Raw genomic sequence first — 17,904 nt, forward strand, 5'->3', positions numbered from 1 at the left:
TTTATAAAGAAAAGGTAAATACTAAAATGAAATAGATAAACTGTTACGCACAATAAAATTTCAGAAATACGATATTATTCGATGACCAAAAGTTGTTTTTTCTTTGCTTTATCTAGTAAATCATCATAAAGTTTTTTGTACATCTCTAATCGTTTTTTTGATATGGATTAGCTTGTAAATAAATATTCCCTATGTTTTCTTTATTCCAATCGTTCCAAAGTTTAGCAAGTTCTTTTCGGAGTTTTGGAGAATTGTTTATTATATTTTCATCCTCATAAGGATCATCCGCCATGTTGAATAATGCCAATTTTCCTTTTTTTAAAAATTTAGCATCAACTGTTCTAACTGCCCAAGCAACACCATCTTGCATTCTCCAATACAAAGCATCATGTGGAGAACCTGACTTTTCTCCTTTTAAATAAGGAATTAAATTAACACCCTCTAAAGGTTTTCCTGATGTATCTCCTTGTCCTAAAGCTACTGAAGTCGCAGCAATATCAAGTGCAGATACTAAACCATTAAATTCGCCAGTTTTAAAGTTTCCGTTAGGCCAATGCACAATAAAGGGAACATGAGAACCACCCTCGTACATACTGCCTTTTCCTTCTTTAAAATATCCATTATTTGCAAAAGTCATCCCTTTTTTTATTGCGCCTCCATTATCAGATAAAAAGAAGATTAATGTATTATCAAACTTTCCAGACTTTTTTAAAGCATCTACAACCACACCAATTCCTTGATCTAGTTCATCTACCATTGCCGAGTATGTACGTCGTTTTTTATCTTTTATATGGATGTATTTTTCTATTGTTTCCTTTGGAGCTTCCAATGGCATGTGCGGTGCATTATAAGCTAAATAGAGGCAAAATGGTTTATCATCACTATTTTTTACAAATTCTGCTGCATCATTACTTAATGCTGTGGTTAAATACTCATTAAACTCTGCGGCTTTATTATTTCTTGTTAATGGCCAATAACTCCCTTCATTTGCACCATAATGTGGGGCATTGGTCTTAGGATTTATTAAAGGCATGTGTGTCTTTACATTATTTGGAAAATACGAATGTCCGCCTGATAAAAACCCATAGAAATAATCAAAACCTCTATTATTTGGATGAAATGGGTCTGAACCTCCTAAATGCCATTTACCAATAACTCCTGTTTTATAACCAGATTTTTGTAAACGATTAGCAAAAGTTTGTTCTGTAAGTGGCAAACCATTATACATGTCAAAAGGCGAGTTGGTAAGGTTTATTTCCAAACCGAAACGTGCTTGATAACGCCCTGTAATCAATCCAGCTCTAGATGGCCCACAGTACGGATGTGTAACATATCCATTTTTTATAATTACACCATTATTTGCTAGCTCATCTAAATTAGGTGTTTTAATATCTTTTGAGCCTGTAAAACCTAAATCTGCATAACCCAAATCATCAGCAAGAATTACCAAAATATTTGGTTTGTCTTGTGCTTGAATACTTGATGTTAAAAAAACTAATACAACTATTAAACCTTTTATGAAGCAAAATTCATTTTTCATTTCTTTAAAGTATTACTAATTTGCTAATTTCCAAGTGCGTACCCAATCGTAATAAGTAGTTCTATCTTCTACAGGCATATTCATACCTCCATCTTTTGGTGGTGGATTCCAATTATAGGTTTCTACAACCATTCTTATGTGCATTGGAAGGTTAAAATCGCCTACAGGCTTCACTTTTTCAACAAACTTACCATCCAAAAAGAATAAAATTTCATCTTTACTTTTCCACCAAGCTCCAAACACATGAAAATCGTCATATACTTTAGAGCCAATTGGCGCTTTTCCACCAATAATACCTTTAGCAACATCACAGCCTTCCTCAATATTTCTACTATGGGTGTTAAAATTCATATGATGTAAAAATTTGCTAAGATCTTCAATATCTTCTCCTGTTATTTGACCAACAGATTCTTGAATATCTAACTCTGTGTTTCTTTTATCACAGCCTTCACCATCTTTTTTTCATTATACAACCAAAACGTAGAAGACATGAAAGTTTTATTAGCTTTTAATCTACATTCGTAGTACCCATAAGTCATGGTATTTTTAGACATCACATGACCTCCACCATGTGTAAATATTTTATTTTGTTTCGTTATGGATTCTGGGAGTTTTACTGTAGTAACTTGCAAAGTACCATCATCCACTTTTATGTTCTCGGGCAGAAATAACCCAGGAGCCCTACCAATCCAGTTTTGCCCAGTTGTAGTCCATTTATTGCTAAGTGTATTCCCTTCAAATTCATCTGATAAATCTTCGACTAAAATCCATTTTTTAGAATCTGGTTTGGGGTCTTCTCCATGAGCAAATTGTGGCTGGTGTAATTGTTCTTTTGTACAACTTAGGGTTGCCAAAAGTAATAAGCTTATTAGAAGTGTATTTTTAGTTATATTCATAATTTATTAGTCTACTAACTTCCAAGAGCGTACCCAGTTGTAAGTTGTTGTTCTATCTTCTATGGAACCATTCATACCTCCATCTGGTGGAACAGGATTCCAATCATAAGTTTCTACAACTAGTCTCAAATGCATTGCAATATCAAAATCTGCAGGTGGTGTTACTTTTTTAACTAATTTTCCATCTAAAAAGAATAATACTTCATCTTTACTTTTCCACCACACCCCATACACATGAAAATCATCATAAACTTTTCCTCCTGCTGGACCTCCACCTTTACTAGTTCCCTTTTCATAGTTGCATCCTTCAGGAATATTTCTACTATGTGTATTTGAATTCATGGATTGGTCAAAATATTTCATCCATTCGGCGTCATTTACAATTTGCCCAACACACTCTTGAATATCTAATTCCGTTGTTCTTTTATCACATCCTTTTAAGCCTTTACCCTCATTAATCAACCAAAAAGTAGAAGACATAAATGTCTTATTGGCTTTCATTTCACACTCATAATAACCGTATGTCATACCAAATCTAGAACCAACATAACCGCCGCCATGGGTATATGTTTTACCATATTTTACAGTTGTTTTTGGTAATTTGGTTGTCATTATTTGTAAGCTCCCATCACTTACTGAAACATTTTCTGCAAGAAATAAACCTGGAGCACGTCCTTTCCATCCTTGCCCAGAGATTTGCCATTTTTTTTCATTTACTTTTTTGCCTTCAAATTCATCGGACATGTTTTTAATCAATTTCCAATTTTTATTTGATGGTTTTGGATCTTCTCCTTCATTGAAATGAGGTGCTTTTTGTCCATATATTGAACTTACCATCATTATCAAGAATAGAGTTGAAATTTTATTCAATGTCTTCATTTTTAGTTCGATTTATTTAGTTACTACAGAAATGCTGTTGCTTTTTAAGCCTTTAGATTTAGCGTATAATTTAATATTTCCGCTTTTAGTATTAGAACGAAGTATCGCTAAACACATCCCACTAAAAGCTTTTCTATGACTTGCTTGAAAAGACTCGACGCTAGTTTGATTTCCATTATCTACTGCAATAACTCCCCCTTCTCCTTTAGTTGAAAAGAATACTTGATTATCAGCATTAGGGCAAAGATTTCCGTTTTCATCTTCAATTCTAACTGTAACGTATGCTAAATCTCTTCCGTCTGCATCAATTTCTTTTCTATCAACAGACAAACTGATTTTGGCCGGTTTTCCAGCTGTATAAATTTGTTCTTCCTTTACGGGTTTACCGTCTTTATAACCTACTACTTTTATATCTCCTGCTTCATATGGCACATCCCAAGATAATCTGTATTTTGATTGAAACGTTTTGGGTTCATACCTTAAAAAATCAACGTTTATTTCTGTTAAATCTTTACCTTTTATTTTTTTACCCATTGATTTTCCGTTGACAAATAATTCTGCTGAATCGCAGTTTGTATAACAATACACAGGTACTGTTTGTCCTTCCATGCCTTTCCAATTCCAATGTGGTAGTAAGTGAACCATAGGTTCTGTTGTCCATTGACTTTGGTATAAATAGAATCTATCTTTTGGAAAACCACACAAGTCTACGGCTCCAAAATAAGAACTACGAGACGGCCAATCAGCATTCCAATAACCGTTTGTAGAATTGTCTTTTCCTCCATATGGTGTTGGCTCTCCTAAATAATCAAACCCTGTCCAAATAAACTCACCCATTACATATTGATTTTGTTCTTGAAAATGAAATTCAATATCTGGTGGATACGCCCATGGAGGTCCAATTAAATCATAACTCGTTACGTGTTTAGATTCGTGTGTTTGGTATTTTTCTATTGGTAAATGATAGACGCCTCTACTACTCGTGCAACTTGAAGTTTCTGAGCCATACAACAGTAATTCTGGAAACAGATCTCTTATTTCGCTATACTTTGTAGGCTTATAGTTTACTCCTGCAATATCTACTTGTTGCGCAAAATTAAAAGTATAAGGATTAATATAGTTATTCATTCCCATGGTTGAAGGACGTGTTGGGTCTATTGCTTTACAAACATCATTTAGCATTTTGGCTACTTTCCAGCCATACTGTTTATCCCTTTGTTCAATAATTTCATTGCCTGTACTCCACATAATTATTGATGGATGGTTTCGGTCTCTTCGTATCATGTCTTTTAAATCACGTTCTGCCCAATCATCAAAAAACAAATTATAACCATTAGGGACTTTTAGCATTTTCCAGACATCAAAAGCTTCATCTAAAACTACCAATCCTAATTCATCACAGGCTTCTAAAAAAGCTCTAGATGGCGGATTATGACTTGTTCTTATAGCATTAACTCCCATGTTTTTCATAATTTGAAGTTTTCTTTCATCTGCTCTTTTATATACCGCAGCTCCTAAAGCCCCATTATCATGATGCAAACACACACCATTAAAACGCACTTGTTTGTTATTTAAAAAGAAACCATCTTTTGTGAAAGCAATAGATCTTAAACCTATGCGAGATTTATAAGTATCAGTAACTTTTCCATTTACTGCAACTGTAGTTTCAACGTTATAAAGATTAGGTTTGTAAATATCCCAACGTTTAGGGTTTTCGATATTACACCATGTACCAGAAACCCCAGAGGTATTAGCAGCAATGTTGATATCTTCATCTATTGTGGCTACTTTATTTCCTTCTGGCGAAAAATACTCGTGTTTTACATTAGCTTTTACTGATGCATCTGTATTGTTTATAACAGTTGTTTCATTCTGAACAACGGCTAGTTTTTCTGTAACTGTTGGTGTGGTAATATTAGTTCCCCAATGCCCGATATGCACTTTATTATCAATTTTCAGCCAAACAGAACGGTAAATACCAGCTCCAGGATACCATCTTGTAGATAAATCTTCTGGTTTTAAACGGACTGCAATTACGTTGTCTGAGTCATCATATTTTAAATATTTACTAATATCAAATTCAAAACCAATGTATCCATAAGGTCTGTTTCCAATAAACTGTCCGTTTACCCATATATGTGCATTGTACATAGCGCCTTCAAACTCTATACGTACCACTTTACCTTTGGCATTTCTATCCATTTTGAAGTTTTTTCGATACCAACCTGTACCATGGAATGGCAAACCACCAGAACGGGCATTGTATTTTATATCGAAAGGGCCTTCGATTGCCCAGTCGTGAGGTAAATTTAGGTTGCGCCATTGCGAATCATTAAAATCAACTTTTTCAGCACCTTTAGCTTCAGCATTAAAAAACTTCCATGAGGCATCAAAATTTTTGGTTTGTCCTTCAATATTTTGAAATCCTACTAATGAAATAATTGTTATAACTAATAGAAAATTATTTTTCATTCTATTCATTTGAAATATTTTATGATTATTTATTCTTTTATAAATTTGAAGAATGTCCAAACTTAATAAAATTGAGAAGCTCCAAACACTACAAAACATCTAAAGATAGTAACAAACTATCCAAATTAAATTTTTACGCCAACAAAAAAGCCCTACTTAAAAAAGTAGGGCTTTTATAAATATGTTTAGAATTATTTTCTACCAGAACATAGAATATAGTACTGCTAGAACAATACATACTGCAAAAGATCCTATATTAAATAACGGAGACGTTTTGAATAAATCCTTAGATAGTTCAATTCCTTTAGAATCATCAGCACCTTTATTTTCTAAATGACTAATTACCATAATAACAATTATTGATAATACAGTTGCTATTCCCATTTGATGCATCCATGGCTCCAAAAATGAGAAAGCATCTACATACTTTGGTAAAAATTTCAATGCTAATGCTATTGGTATAGATAATACTGCACCCCAAATTGCTGCATTGTTTGTAGTTTTTTCCAGAATAAACCTAATAAGAATACCGCTAATATACCTGGACTTACAATACCTGTATACTCTTGAATAAACTGGAATGCTTGGTCAATACCACCTAATAATGGCGCAACAATAACTGCAATAATCAAAGCTATCGCGGCAGAAATACGCCCCATATTTACTGTAGCTTTATCATTCGCCTTAGGATTAATGTATTGCTTATAAATATCCATTGTAAAAATGGTTGATGTAGAATTTAACATAGACGCTAAAGAGGATACAATTGCGGCAGCTAAAGCAGCAAATGCTACACCTTTAAGTCCTGTTGGTAAAAATTGTAATAACCAAGGGTATGCTTTATCAGCTTGATCCGTAGAAGGTACGTTAAGCATACCTACTTCACCCAAATTAGCCATAATTGACGGATCGTTAACCATTACGTAAGCTGCAATACCTGGAATAACTACTATCAATGGAATAACTAGTTTTAAACAAGCAGCCAATAAAATACCCTTTTGAGATTCTTTTAGGGACTTAGCTGCTAAAGTTCTTTGAATGATATATTGATTGAATCCCCAATAATAAATATTAGCAACCCATAAACCACCAACCAATACCCATATACCAGGTAAATTAACATAGTTATCATTAGATTCATCCAAGATCATATGGAATTTTTTCTGGAGCAGCTTCAACCACTTTTGAGAATCCAGCTAAAACACCTTCACCTCCAGAAACCGTATTTAGAGCTAAATAAGTTGTCACTAGACCACCTAAAACTAGAAATACAACTTGTATAACATCTGTCCAAGCAACAGCTGATAAACCACCATATAATGAGTAAGCTGCAGCAAATAATGCCAAACCTACAATGGCATACATCATATCTACCCCCATAATGGTTTCAATAGCCAATCCTCCTAGGTATAAAACTGAAGCAAGGTTTACAAAAATGTATAAGCCCAACCAAAATATAGCCAAAATGGTTTTTAGGTTAGTTGAAAACCGTTTTTCAACAAACTCAGGAATTGTGTATAATCCTTTTTCAATAAATATTGGCAAAAAGTACTTACCAACAATAATTAATGTTAATGCAGCCATCCATTCATAAGATGCAATAGCTAAACCCAATGCAAATCCAGAACCAGACATTCCGATAAATTGTTCTGCTGAAATGTTTGCTGCAATTAAAGATGTTCCAATTGCCCACCATGGTAACGATTTACTTGCCAAGAAATAATCTTCCGCATTTTTTTCATGTCCATCCTTATCACGCGATACCCATAAACCTACACCCAAAATTAAGATGGCGTAAGCAACAAATACAACATAATCTAATGTATCAAATCCTGCTGTCATAATTAAATATTTAGTTTTAGTTAGTATTAAAGTTCCAAATATATGTATTTATATTTAAAGAAATGTTGTTGTCAATCTTATGAAATGTTTCTGTGAGTAAATAATAAAACCAACTAGTAGGGTCTAGTAGGTTTTTAAATTATTTTTATATATATTTGTACCCAATGATTGAGATAAAAAACAAAATAGGCACTCCAAAATATCAACAAATTGTTTTCTCTATTGAAAAGGCTATTATTCGTGGTCAACTAAAAAAAGGAGATCAAATACCATCTATCAATAGTGTTAAAGATGAGCACAAACTCTCTAGAGATACAGTTTTAATGGCTTTTAACGAATTAAAAACTAGAGGCATTATTCAATCGGTAGTTGGAAAAGGGTATTATGTAACAAGTGAAAATGTAAACGTTAAGCAAAAGGTGCTTTTACTCTTTGATGAATTAAATTCTTTTAAAGAAGATTTATACAACTCTTTTATTATAAATTTAGACGAAGGTATTGAAGTAGACATTTACTTTCATCATTTTAACCATCATGTTTTCAGTAAAATAATAGAAGATAATATTGGAGATTACAATCACTATATTATAATGCCAGCTAATTTAAAAAATACAGAAAGTATTTTAAAAAAGTTGCCAGAAGACAAGGTTTATATTCTAGATCAAATGCCAGAAAAACTAAAACAATATCCTGGAATTTATCAAAATTTTGAAAAAGATATTTTTGATAGCCTCAGTAAAGCTTATAACGATATCAAAAAATATAACGAATTAATTTTAGTTTTTTCAAACGATAAACAACCTCAAGGCATGCGTGATGGATTTATTTCGTTTTGTGAAAATAAAAATATGTCCTATCTTGTTATTGATTCTTTATATGATAAAACCCTTAAAAAAGGAGAATTATATATTATCCCAGATGACAAGAATTTATTGCGTGTAATTAAGCAAATGAAAGATAAAAATCTCATTTTGTCAAAAGACATAGGCATTATTTCTTACAATGACACACTACTTAAGGAAATAGTTGAAGGAGGTATCACTACAATTTCAACAGATTTTACTGCAATGGGTATACGTTTAGCTACAATGATTCAGAATAAAGAACAAACACATATAGAAAACCCAAATCAATTAATACTAAGACATTCACTTTAAAATAGATAATTTGTGTACACAATCAATCAGGTTACAAACCAAAACATTTTAGAAATAAAAAACTCTGATAAATCAGTTAATGGTAAAATTTATTTAGATCAAGGCGCAAGTCTTCAAGAACTTACTATTGGTGGTCATGCAATAATTCAAGATTTAAGCCCGCTTACATATGATAGCACTTACGCTTCTGCCATTTTATTTCCTTTTGCCAATCGTATCAAAGATGGTGTATATGAGTTTAACGGAGAACGTTTTCAACTTGGAAAAAATCAAGAAGAAGAACAAAATGCACTTCATGGTTTAGTGTACAATAAAACATTTAAAGTTATTCAGCAGGATGTTACAGATCATGAAGCTAAAGTAGTATTAGAATATATTGAAAACAGTAATTCCAAAGGTTTTCCGTTCACTTATAAAATAAAAGTGAATTATACTTTTAAGAAAGATGCCATAAGCTTGGAAGTAACTATTACAAATACATACTCTAAACCTTTTCCTTTTACCTTAGGCTGGCATCCATATTTTATAAGTGACAACTTAAATAAAAGTGAATTAAATTTTGATAGCCATCAAAAACTAATACTTGGAGAGCGAAATATTACAACTGGAATTACAGATATAGAAAATACAGGTAAATTGAGTTTAAAAAATCAACAATTGGATGATTGTTGGGTTTTAAACACCGATAAAGTAACTTTTAAAACACCCAAATACAATTTAGAATTTAACGCATCTGGAACAAAAAACTACCTTCAAGTCTATACACCACCAAAGCAAAATGTTATTGCTATAGAACCTACAACTGGGGTTTCTGATAGTTTTAATAACGCAATTGGGCTAGAAACTTTGCAACCAAATGCTTCACATACTATAAATTGGGGCTTAAAAATAATTAACAACTAAACAAACCAAAATGAGCGCAACATTAATTAAAGATGTAAAAAAGACATTTATTAAAACTTTTAAAACCGACCCATTACTTATTTTTTCTCCAGGAAGAATAAATATTATTGGAGAACATACTGATTATAACGACGGGTTTGTTTTTCCCGCTGCTGTAGATAAAGGTATTGCTGCTGCTATTCAAAAAAGTGATTCTGGTCATTGTACTGCGATTGCTCTAGATTTAGATAGTACAATTGAATTTGAATTAGACAAGCTCAATCCTACAACAGAAGGTAATTGGGAAAATTACGTATTTGGTGTAGTTGCAGAAATTCAAAACAGAAACAAAGTTGTAGGAGATTTTAATGTCATTTTTAAAGGTGATATTCCTGGTGGTGCGGGCATGTCATCCTCAGCTGCTTTGGAAAATAGTATAGTTTTTGGTTTAAATGAATTGTTTGAACTAGGACTATCTAAAGAAGATATGATTTTGATATCTCAAAAAGCAGAACATAATTATGTTGGTGTGAATTGTGGTATTATGGATCAATACGCTAGTATGTTTGGTATAAAAGATAACGCATTGCACTTGGATTGTAGAACCATAAAATCTAAACCATACAAAATAGACTTTAAAGATCACCAATTAATGCTTATCAATACTAATGTTAAGCATAGTTTATCTGATAGTGCCTACAATGATAGACGTTCAGCTTGTGAACGAGTTTCTGAATTACTAGGTATAAAAGCATTAAGAGATGCAACTGAGGCAGATTTAGAAACTGTTATAGATAAAGTAACTCCTGCAAACTATCAAAAGGCATTGTATATTATTCAAGAAATTGCCAGAACAATAAAGGCTGCTAAAGCTATTGAAAATGATGATTTAGAAACCCTTGGAGCTTTAATCTATCAATCTCATGAAGGTTTATCAAACCAGTATAAAGTAAGTTGTGATGAATTAGATTACCTAGTTGAACAAGCTAAAAAGAATAAGCATGTTTTGGGTGCAAGAATGATGGGTGGTGGCTTTGGAGGCTGTACCATTAATTTGATAGCAAAGAAAGAAGCTAAAGCATTTGCCGAAACCGCATCAAATGCATACAAGAAAAAATTTAATAAAGAATGTTCTGTATATTTTATTCAATTAGCTGACGGAACACGAATAGTAAAATAACCAACGAAATATAAATTATAATAATGAAGAATACAGATTTACAAGATTATTCGCATAAGCGTTTTAATATTCTTACTGGAGAATGGGTTTTAGTATCTCCGCACCGTGCAAAAAGACCATGGCAGGGACAAAATGAAGCCGTAAATAACGAAAAACGTCCTGAATATGATGAATCATGTTATTTATGCGCTGGAAATACCAGAATCAACGGAGAAGTAAACCCAAAATATACTGATGTTTTTGTTTTTACTAACGATTTTGCAGCACTTCAAAGTGATTCTCCAACATTTACTGTTAATGACGGATTGTTGGTTGCTGAAAGTGAAACAGGAATTTGTAAAGTAATTTGTTTTAGTCCAGATCACTCAAAAAGTTTGGCAGATATGTCTGCTACTGAAATTCAAAAGGTAGTTTTTGCATGGCAAAGAGAATATAAAGAATTGGCAGCAAACCCTAATATTAATTACGTTCAAATTTTTGAAAATAAAGGTGCTGTAATGGGTTGTAGTAATCCGCACCCACATGGGCAAATTTGGAGTCAGTCTACCCTACCAAACGAAGTAGATAAGAAAAACACACAACAATTAAATTACTATAATAAGAATAATAGTAGCCTCTTGGGGGATTATCTAAATCAGGAATTAGAAAAACAAGAGCGTATTATTTTTGAGAATGATGGCTTTGTGGTTCTTGTACCATTTTGGGCAATATGGCCTTTTGAAGCCATGATTGTTCCAAAACGACAAATGGCAAATATTTTGGATATGACTGATGCTGAAACATTGCAATATGGAGAAGCCATAGCTGTGTTAACCAAAGCATACGACAAGTTGTTTAATACTTCTTTTCCTTATTCTAGTGGTATTCATCAATCTCCAACTGACGGTAATGAAAACAAACATTGGCATTTTCATATGAGTTTTTACCCACCTTTATTAAGGAGCGCGTCTGTCAAGAAGTTTATGGTAGGTTACGAAATGTTTGGCTCTCCACAACGAGATATTACTGCTGAAACTGCTGTAAAAATGATAAAAGCTCTTTTATAAAAAAACAACTTAAACTAAATTTTACTCAACTGAGAACCTGATATGTCGTAAAAAACTATCAGGTTTTTTTATTAAAATGTTAAGAGTTCTTTAATCTTTGTGTTAAAGTATCTTAATACTATATAACCTATTTGTCAAAATACTTTAATTTGAAATTCATTATAAAAAACCATGGTATTAAGAATTCTTATTTTAGCACTATTCCCTTTTTCAATGTATTCTCAAAGCATAAAAGGGAAAGTTTATGATAATGAATCTACCGTTAAAGGCATCAAGATTTTTAATATTAGTAAAAAAACAAAAACTTATACAGATAACGAAGGTAGTTTTATAATTGCTGCAAGCGTGAAGGATACATTGATATTTGAATCACTATTTCATCATGAAAAAAGTGTAATACTAAAACCTAGTGATTTCAATAATATTGTCGTTTTTGAACTAAAAAAAATATTGAATGAGCTCGGGGAAGTTCTAGTAATTGATGAAAAAGTCAAAACATTTAACCCTATTGAATATTCAGAAAATACTGGACTTCAATTAGCTAATGACATGAAAAACAATCCCCATTTGTACATGCCCAAATCCTCATATTCTAGTGGTATTAATTTTGTTGAAGTTGCTAAATTGATAGGTAAACTTTTTAAAAAGAAAGACAAGCCTAAAGTACAACCTGTAGAATTAATCACTTATAAAACTCTAGATTCTCTTTTTAAAAAAGACAAACTATTCAATTTGAGATTACTAAATCAAGATTTAAATATACCGCAAGAATACGCACACCTTTTTTTGGATTACTGTGATTCTAAAAATTTGAATAAACAGTTAACTTCAGAAGAAAACAAAGTGGTCTTTTTAGATTCTTTATTTAAATTTAGTAATGAATTTTTAGAAATCACCCGAGAATATGAGAAAACAATAGATTCTTTTTCAGTAAAAAAGTGATTTCATAATAATTCTTCTTTTCAAAAGTTATATTTTTAGCCATTAATTACTTTTGCTTTAATGAAACGCTATATCTACTTTACAATTACCATATGTTTTTTAATTCTTTGGAGTTCTTGTCGTAAAGATTTTGAATTTGCTCCAAGTACTGGAAGTCTTGAATTTTCAAGAGACACAGTTTATTTAGATACGGTTTTCACAAACATTGGTTCTAGTACGTATAACCTAAAAGTTTACAATAAAAGTGATGATGACATTCTAATACCTAGTGTAAGATTAGCAACGGGTGATGCATCTCAATACAGACTAAGTGTTGATGGAATTGCTGGAAAGACCTTCGAAAACATTGAGTTATTGGCAAATGATAGTCTATTTATCTTTGTTGAAACTACACTTGATATCAATACTACTCCAAATATAAATGGTGAATTTTTATATAACGACCAAATTGAATTTGATTCTGGAGGAAACATGCAAAAAGTTGAGTTAGTTACCTTAGTTAAGGATGCAGTTTTTATATATCCAAACAGGGATAACACCACAAAAATAGTGGATACACTTACGCTTAATATTGGCGGGCAACAAGTTATTACTAATTTACAAGGACGTGAATTTTCACCCAATGAGTTAACCCTTACCAATGAAAAACCTTATGTTATTTATGGTTTTGCTGCAGTACCAAGTGGACAAACATTGAATATAGAAGCTGGTGCTAGATTGCATTTTCACGAAAACTCTGGAATTATTGTACAAGCTGGAGCCTCAATAAATGTGAATGGCGCTTATAGCCCAGATCAAGAAACTTTAGATAACGAAGTAATTTTTGAAGCTGATAGATTAGAGCCAAACTTTTCGGAAAGACCAGGGCAATGGGGAACTATTTGGATTTTAGATGGCAGTATTAACAATACATTTAACTATGCCACTATAAAAAATGCTCTTGTTGGTATTTTATGTGATGGCAATGCCAATAGCTTTTTTAATAAATTAACCATTAACAATTCGCAAATATATAATTCTGGAAGTTTCGGTATTTTAGGAAGAAACACTTCCATTACTGGAAAAAATGTGGTTTTAAATAATGCTGGTCAATCTTCACTTGCAGCTACTTTTGGTGGAAAATATAATTTTACACATTGCACCATTGCTAATTATTGGCAAAACAGCTTTAGACCCTTACCCGCACTTTTAATTAATAATTTTGTGATTGATGAAGATGAAACCGCTATAGTTGCTGATTTAACTGAAGCCAATTTTAATAATTGCATTATCTACGGAAACGATAATCCTGAATTTCTATTAGATGAAGTTGAAGATGAAGCTGTGAGTTTCAATTTTAAATTCACTAATTGTTTAGTTCGCTTTGAAGATAGAAACAACAATTTTACTGGTGATAATTACGATTTTGAAAACACCTCTCTTTATGAAGGTATAATTTTTAATGAAGACCCTGATTTTAAAGATCCAAGTAAAAACATGCTGATTATTGGTGATGATTCTGCTGCAAATGGTCAAGGAAATTCAACATTTGCGAGTCAGGTACCAAATGATATATTAGAAGTTAATAGAACTGCTAGTACCGACATTGGAGCATATCAGCATATTACTTTTCCTGAACCTGAGGATAATTAACCTCTTTTAGTTTTTCTAAAATACTAGCAGCTGTATTTTCACTATTTGTGTTCATAAAAATGAGTTGCAAACCCCAACCGTTATCGATATTTAAAATACCATAGTCTTGATTAAACAGCATTGGACCATTTCCATCATCCCAAGAATCTATGGATTGTAACAAATTAAATTTATTTTTCGATAAATTAAGATTCGAGTATGAAAATTTAGTTTCACATTTAAAGTCTGTATCCCCAAAACGTATAAGTCTTGAGTTAATATTATAAGTTAATGATATGTCCTTCTTTTTATTATTTAAATTGAGATATTGATATTTAATTAAACTATCCGAATTTATAATATGCAACTTATAGTTTTCTATACGTTTTAAAGAGTCTAAATCGAAAACATGCAAATTCCTTGGTTCAATTTTATTTTTTGATTGTTGACAACCAGCAACAATTATAGAAGTAATTAAAATATAAAACCACGTTTTCGTTTTCATTAGAAAATAGTTTAACTATTCACTCTCCAACTGTTCCTTATACAACGATAAATTAGCTTTTGTTTTATCATCTAATTCTGGTTCTACAATATCAGTATATGATTTTAATGTATCATACAAAATTTTAGCAACCATATATCTTGCAACAGGTTTATTATCTGCAGGAATAGTATACCAAGGCGCATGAGGCTTGGATGTTCTATTAATAGCATCTTCGTAACACTCCTGATAGTTATCCCAAAGTTTACGCTCTTTTAAATCGCCAGCAGAAAATTTCCAATTTTTTTCCTGTTTATTTAAGCGACGTAATAATCTGTTTTTTTGCTCATCCTTTGATAAATTCAAAAAGAACTTAAAAATAAGTGTACCATTTTCAGCAATATGCTTTTCAAAATTATTGATTTGGTCAAAACGTTTATCCCAAAACTGGTCGTCTATATCCTCAACAGAATTTATATCTGGTAAGTTTTCGCCTAAAATATAATTAGGATGGACTCTGGTTACCAAAACATTCTCATAATGGGTTCTGTTAAATATACCAAACTTTCCTCTTGAAGGCAGCGCAATGTAATGTCTCCATAAATAATCATGGTTTAACTCTAATTCTGTAGGCACTTTAAAACTATGCACTTCTACACCACGAACATTAAAATCTTTAAACACTTCACGGATTAAACTATCCTTTCCAGAAGTATCCATGCCTTGTAAACAAATTAAAGCAGCATATTTTCCATGTGCATACATGGTATCTTGAAGCTTCCCTAAGTCTTTTCTAACCTTTTTTAATTCTTTCTTTACATCATTATCTTCTACTTGTAAGTTTAAGTTAGTAGTACAATTACTAAGCTGTATTTTACTTGTAACTTTAAAATCTTCTAAATTAATATCTTCCATAATATCTTATTTACTTGCAAATAGTTTTACATCTTGTTCGCTAACTTCAGTTCCTCCTAAGATAATTAAACGTTCTACAACATTACGTAATTCTCGAATGTTTCCTGTCCAATCATAATCTTGAAGTAATTTTATAGCTTTATCAGAAAAGTTCTTTAGAGCAGTACCTTGTTCATCTGAAATCTTTTTGAAAAATGGTTTATTAGCATAGGAATATCGTCTCGCCTTTCATTTAAAGCTGGTACTTTAATTAAAATAACAGCTAGTCTATGGTATAAGTCTTCACGGAATTTACCATCCTCAATTTCTTTTTTAAGGTTTTTATTTGTAGCTGCTACAACTCTTACATTCACTTTAATGTCTTTATCACTACCAACTCGTTGAATTCTACTTTCTTGTAAAGCACGAAGCACTTTAGCTTGAGCCGATAAACTCATATCTCCTATTTCATCTAGAAAAATAGTACCACCGTTTGCTGCTTCAAATTTACCTGCCCTATCTTTATTAGCACTTGTAAAGGCACCTTTTACATGGCCAAACAACTCACTTTCAATAAGTTCACTTGGTATTGCAGCACAATTAACTTCTATCATTGGTGCTTTAACACGTTCGCTCTTTTCGTGTAACCAATGTGCAACTAATTCTTTACCTGTTCCGTTTGGTCCAGTAATTAAAACTCTAGCATCTGTAGGAGCTACTTTATCAATAATATCTTTAATTTGAGAGATGGAATCGCTCTCTCCAATCATTTCATATTTCTTACTGACTTTTTTCTTAAGAATTTTGTTTTCAATAACTAGCTCTTTTCGGTCTAAAGCATTTCTAACGGTATTTAATAATCGATTTAAATCTGGCGGTTTTGAGATATAATCAAAAGCCCCTAAACGCATTGTATTTACTGCAGTATCTAAATCGCCATGGCCAGAAATCATTACAATTGGAGTTTCTGGTTTTAGTTTTCTAGTAGCTTCTAATACTTCAACACCATCCATTTTTGGCATCTTAATATCACAAAGTACCAAATCATAATCTTCTTTCTTTATCTTTTCTATTCCGCTTAAACCATCATCAGCTTCTTCTACTTTATAAGTATCACTTTCTTCTGAAAGAATTTTAACCAACACACGTCTAATAGCAGCTTCATCTTCAATTATTAATATTTTCGGCATAATTTTATATTTTAAATTTTATTCCTGTTCTTAAGTAAAACGCATTTATGTTGTCTAATTTAAAAACTTCATCTCTATTTTTATTACGTAATACATTATTTAATCTGAATGTGTAGCCTGTATACAAATACCCTACCAAATGTTTACTAAATAAATATTCGTAGCCTAAACCACCAACAGCTACCGATAATGATATATGATCTACTTCTTGACCATTAATAATATATTCTTCTTGTAAATGTGCTAAATAACCATCCAAAGCTACAAACGCTTGTACATTGTTTTTAGAATTTACGGCATATTTTAAATTAGATTTTGGTACACCTACATTAAAGCTCCATTTTTCGTTTATGGCTCTAAAATAACTTACAAAAGGTAGCGGAAATGGTATTCCTGTTGTAGCGTTATAGGTTAATCCTAAAATTAAACGATATGGTCTTTTTAAATTTTCTTCTTTTGTTCTATCATTAATCAAAAATAGGCCGCCATTCATAAAATAATCATCAGATCCCAAACTCTTTGTTAATGTTGAAGCAATTCTTGGATTTAACTTTAAACCTACTCTCCATTTTTCATTCCATTTAAATGTATATGCTAAACTTAAATCTATAACATGTATTCGATTTAATTTATTGACATCAAATGGATAATCTTCTTCAAGATTTAAAATGATATTATTATACTCTGCTCCTATTATAAAATAACAATCTTCTTTTATTTCTATAGGAAAATTTAAAAGTGCTCTTAATCGAGTATATTGATCTTCTGAATTACTCTGAGGAATAAACGAATATTCTAATCGTGCCAAATCGGTTAATTGCGCAAAACTAGAGTTACAAACACCTATGAATAGCAAAATACATAAAAACCATTTTAACCTATAACTCAT

The 17,904-nt window shown here is 31.8% G+C and carries 17 protein-coding genes and 1 pseudogene; 6 read left to right on the top strand and 12 right to left on the bottom strand.

The genetic code is table 11. The features are described 5' to 3' along the window. Positions 1-145 precede the first annotated feature (145 nt). From AC0L5U_RS04485 to AC0L5U_RS04520, 8 genes are all read right to left on the bottom strand, one after another. Positions 146-1,540 (bottom strand): sulfatase family protein, encoded by a 1,395-nt coding sequence (locus tag AC0L5U_RS04485; protein WP_473414868.1) that lies wholly within the window; start codon positions 1,538-1,540, stop codon positions 146-148. Between the two features lie 15 nt (positions 1,541-1,555). After that, a complete protein-coding gene (locus tag AC0L5U_RS04490; protein WP_473416166.1) occupies positions 1,556-1,957 on the bottom strand; it encodes a LamG domain-containing protein in 402 nt (133 codons plus the stop codon). Between the two features lie 2 nt (positions 1,958-1,959). Then, a complete protein-coding gene (locus AC0L5U_RS04495) occupies positions 1,960-2,436 on the bottom strand; it encodes a LamG domain-containing protein (protein WP_473414869.1) in 477 nt (158 codons plus the stop codon). A 6-nt stretch (positions 2,437-2,442) separates the two neighbouring features. Next, positions 2,443-3,315, bottom strand: coding sequence for a family 16 glycosylhydrolase (locus tag AC0L5U_RS04500; RefSeq protein ID WP_473414870.1), 873 nt, complete (start codon positions 3,313-3,315; stop codon positions 2,443-2,445). A 12-nt stretch (positions 3,316-3,327) separates the two neighbouring features. Next, entirely contained in the window at positions 3,328-5,787 is a 2,460-nt protein-coding gene (locus AC0L5U_RS04505) for a glycoside hydrolase family 2 TIM barrel-domain containing protein (RefSeq protein ID WP_473414871.1), read from the bottom strand. 198 nt (positions 5,788-5,985) lie between these two features. Further along, entirely contained in the window at positions 5,986-6,231 is a 246-nt protein-coding gene (locus AC0L5U_RS04510) for a hypothetical protein (RefSeq protein WP_473414872.1), read from the bottom strand. 8 nt (positions 6,232-6,239) lie between these two features. After that, entirely contained in the window at positions 6,240-6,932 is a 693-nt protein-coding gene (locus tag AC0L5U_RS04515; RefSeq protein WP_473414873.1) for a sodium:solute symporter family transporter, read from the bottom strand. Then, positions 6,925-7,629: a sodium:solute symporter family transporter gene (locus AC0L5U_RS04520; protein WP_473414874.1), complete on the bottom strand. Its 705-nt coding sequence runs from the start codon at positions 7,627-7,629 to the stop codon at positions 6,925-6,927. Before AC0L5U_RS04520 ends, AC0L5U_RS04515 begins: the two co-directional genes overlap by 8 nt. A 164-nt stretch (positions 7,630-7,793) precedes the next feature. Here AC0L5U_RS04520 and AC0L5U_RS04525 point away from each other — a divergent pair, with 164 nt between their 5' ends. The 6 genes from AC0L5U_RS04525 to AC0L5U_RS04550 all read left to right on the top strand — a co-directional run bounded on the left by AC0L5U_RS04525 (position 7,794) and on the right by AC0L5U_RS04550 (position 14,468). Beyond that, the gene (locus AC0L5U_RS04525; RefSeq protein WP_473414876.1) at positions 7,794-8,786 is read left to right on the top strand and encodes a GntR family transcriptional regulator; all 993 of its coding nucleotides are present in this window, start codon (positions 7,794-7,796) and stop codon (positions 8,784-8,786) included. A 12-nt stretch (positions 8,787-8,798) separates the two neighbouring features. Then, positions 8,799-9,689 carry an aldose epimerase family protein gene (locus tag AC0L5U_RS04530; RefSeq protein WP_473414877.1) on the top strand — a complete coding sequence of 297 codons (891 nt, stop codon included), beginning with the start codon at positions 8,799-8,801 and terminating at the stop codon, positions 9,687-9,689. 10 nt (positions 9,690-9,699) lie between these two features. Further along, positions 9,700-10,848 (top strand): galactokinase, encoded by a 1,149-nt coding sequence (gene galK / locus AC0L5U_RS04535; protein ID WP_473414879.1) that lies wholly within the window; start codon positions 9,700-9,702, stop codon positions 10,846-10,848. 23 nt (positions 10,849-10,871) lie between these two features. Beyond that, positions 10,872-11,894 carry a UDP-glucose--hexose-1-phosphate uridylyltransferase gene (locus AC0L5U_RS04540; protein WP_473414881.1) on the top strand — a complete coding sequence of 341 codons (1,023 nt, stop codon included), beginning with the start codon at positions 10,872-10,874 and terminating at the stop codon, positions 11,892-11,894. A gap of 171 nt (positions 11,895-12,065) precedes the next feature. After that, entirely contained in the window at positions 12,066-12,836 is a 771-nt protein-coding gene (locus tag AC0L5U_RS04545) for a carboxypeptidase-like regulatory domain-containing protein (protein ID WP_473414882.1), read from the top strand. Between the two features lie 60 nt (positions 12,837-12,896). After that, positions 12,897-14,468, top strand: a complete 1,572-nt coding sequence (locus AC0L5U_RS04550) for a hypothetical protein (RefSeq protein ID WP_473414883.1) — start codon at positions 12,897-12,899, stop codon at positions 14,466-14,468. On the opposite strand, the gene AC0L5U_RS04555 is transcribed toward AC0L5U_RS04550, so the two are convergent. The 4 genes and pseudogenes from AC0L5U_RS04555 to AC0L5U_RS04570 all read right to left on the bottom strand — a co-directional run bounded on the left by AC0L5U_RS04555 (position 14,440) and on the right by AC0L5U_RS04570 (position 17,904). Then, positions 14,440-14,952: a hypothetical protein gene (locus AC0L5U_RS04555; protein ID WP_473414885.1), complete on the bottom strand. Its 513-nt coding sequence runs from the start codon at positions 14,950-14,952 to the stop codon at positions 14,440-14,442. The genes AC0L5U_RS04550 and AC0L5U_RS04555 overlap by 29 nt on opposite strands. Before the next feature lie 15 nt (positions 14,953-14,967). Continuing rightward, positions 14,968-15,846, bottom strand: a complete 879-nt coding sequence (locus AC0L5U_RS04560) for a PPK2 family polyphosphate kinase (protein ID WP_473414886.1) — start codon at positions 15,844-15,846, stop codon at positions 14,968-14,970. 6 nt (positions 15,847-15,852) lie between these two features. Further along, positions 15,853-17,015 (bottom strand): annotated as a pseudogene (locus AC0L5U_RS04565) (sigma-54-dependent transcriptional regulator). Between the two features lie 4 nt (positions 17,016-17,019). Next, a complete protein-coding gene (locus AC0L5U_RS04570) occupies positions 17,020-17,904 on the bottom strand; it encodes a DUF6268 family outer membrane beta-barrel protein (RefSeq protein ID WP_473414887.1) in 885 nt (294 codons plus the stop codon).

The sequence above is a fragment of the Jejuia sp. G7-7 genome (assembly GCF_055808955.1).

Coding starts and splice junctions, on each gene's coding strand:
- AC0L5U_RS04540 (WP_473414881.1), top strand. CDS start 10,872: ATGAAGAATACAGATTTACAAGATTATTCGCATAAGCGTTTTAATATT.
- AC0L5U_RS04495 (WP_473414869.1), bottom strand. CDS start 2,436: ATGAATATAACTAAAAATACACTTCTAATAAGCTTATTACTTTTGGCA.
- AC0L5U_RS04550 (WP_473414883.1), top strand. CDS start 12,897: ATGAAACGCTATATCTACTTTACAATTACCATATGTTTTTTAATTCTT.
- galK (WP_473414879.1), top strand. CDS start 9,700: ATGAGCGCAACATTAATTAAAGATGTAAAAAAGACATTTATTAAAACT.
- AC0L5U_RS04560 (WP_473414886.1), bottom strand. CDS start 15,846: ATGGAAGATATTAATTTAGAAGATTTTAAAGTTACAAGTAAAATACAG.
- AC0L5U_RS04485 (WP_473414868.1), bottom strand. CDS start 1,540: ATGAAAAATGAATTTTGCTTCATAAAAGGTTTAATAGTTGTATTAGTT.
- AC0L5U_RS04555 (WP_473414885.1), bottom strand. CDS start 14,952: ATGAAAACGAAAACGTGGTTTTATATTTTAATTACTTCTATAATTGTT.
- AC0L5U_RS04525 (WP_473414876.1), top strand. CDS start 7,794: ATGATTGAGATAAAAAACAAAATAGGCACTCCAAAATATCAACAAATT.
- AC0L5U_RS04520 (WP_473414874.1), bottom strand. CDS start 7,629: ATGACAGCAGGATTTGATACATTAGATTATGTTGTATTTGTTGCTTAC.
- AC0L5U_RS04545 (WP_473414882.1), top strand. CDS start 12,066: ATGGTATTAAGAATTCTTATTTTAGCACTATTCCCTTTTTCAATGTAT.
- AC0L5U_RS04570 (WP_473414887.1), bottom strand. CDS start 17,904: ATGAGTTATAGGTTAAAATGGTTTTTATGTATTTTGCTATTCATAGGT.
- AC0L5U_RS04505 (WP_473414871.1), bottom strand. CDS start 5,787: ATGAAAAATAATTTTCTATTAGTTATAACAATTATTTCATTAGTAGGA.
- AC0L5U_RS04500 (WP_473414870.1), bottom strand. CDS start 3,315: ATGAAGACATTGAATAAAATTTCAACTCTATTCTTGATAATGATGGTA.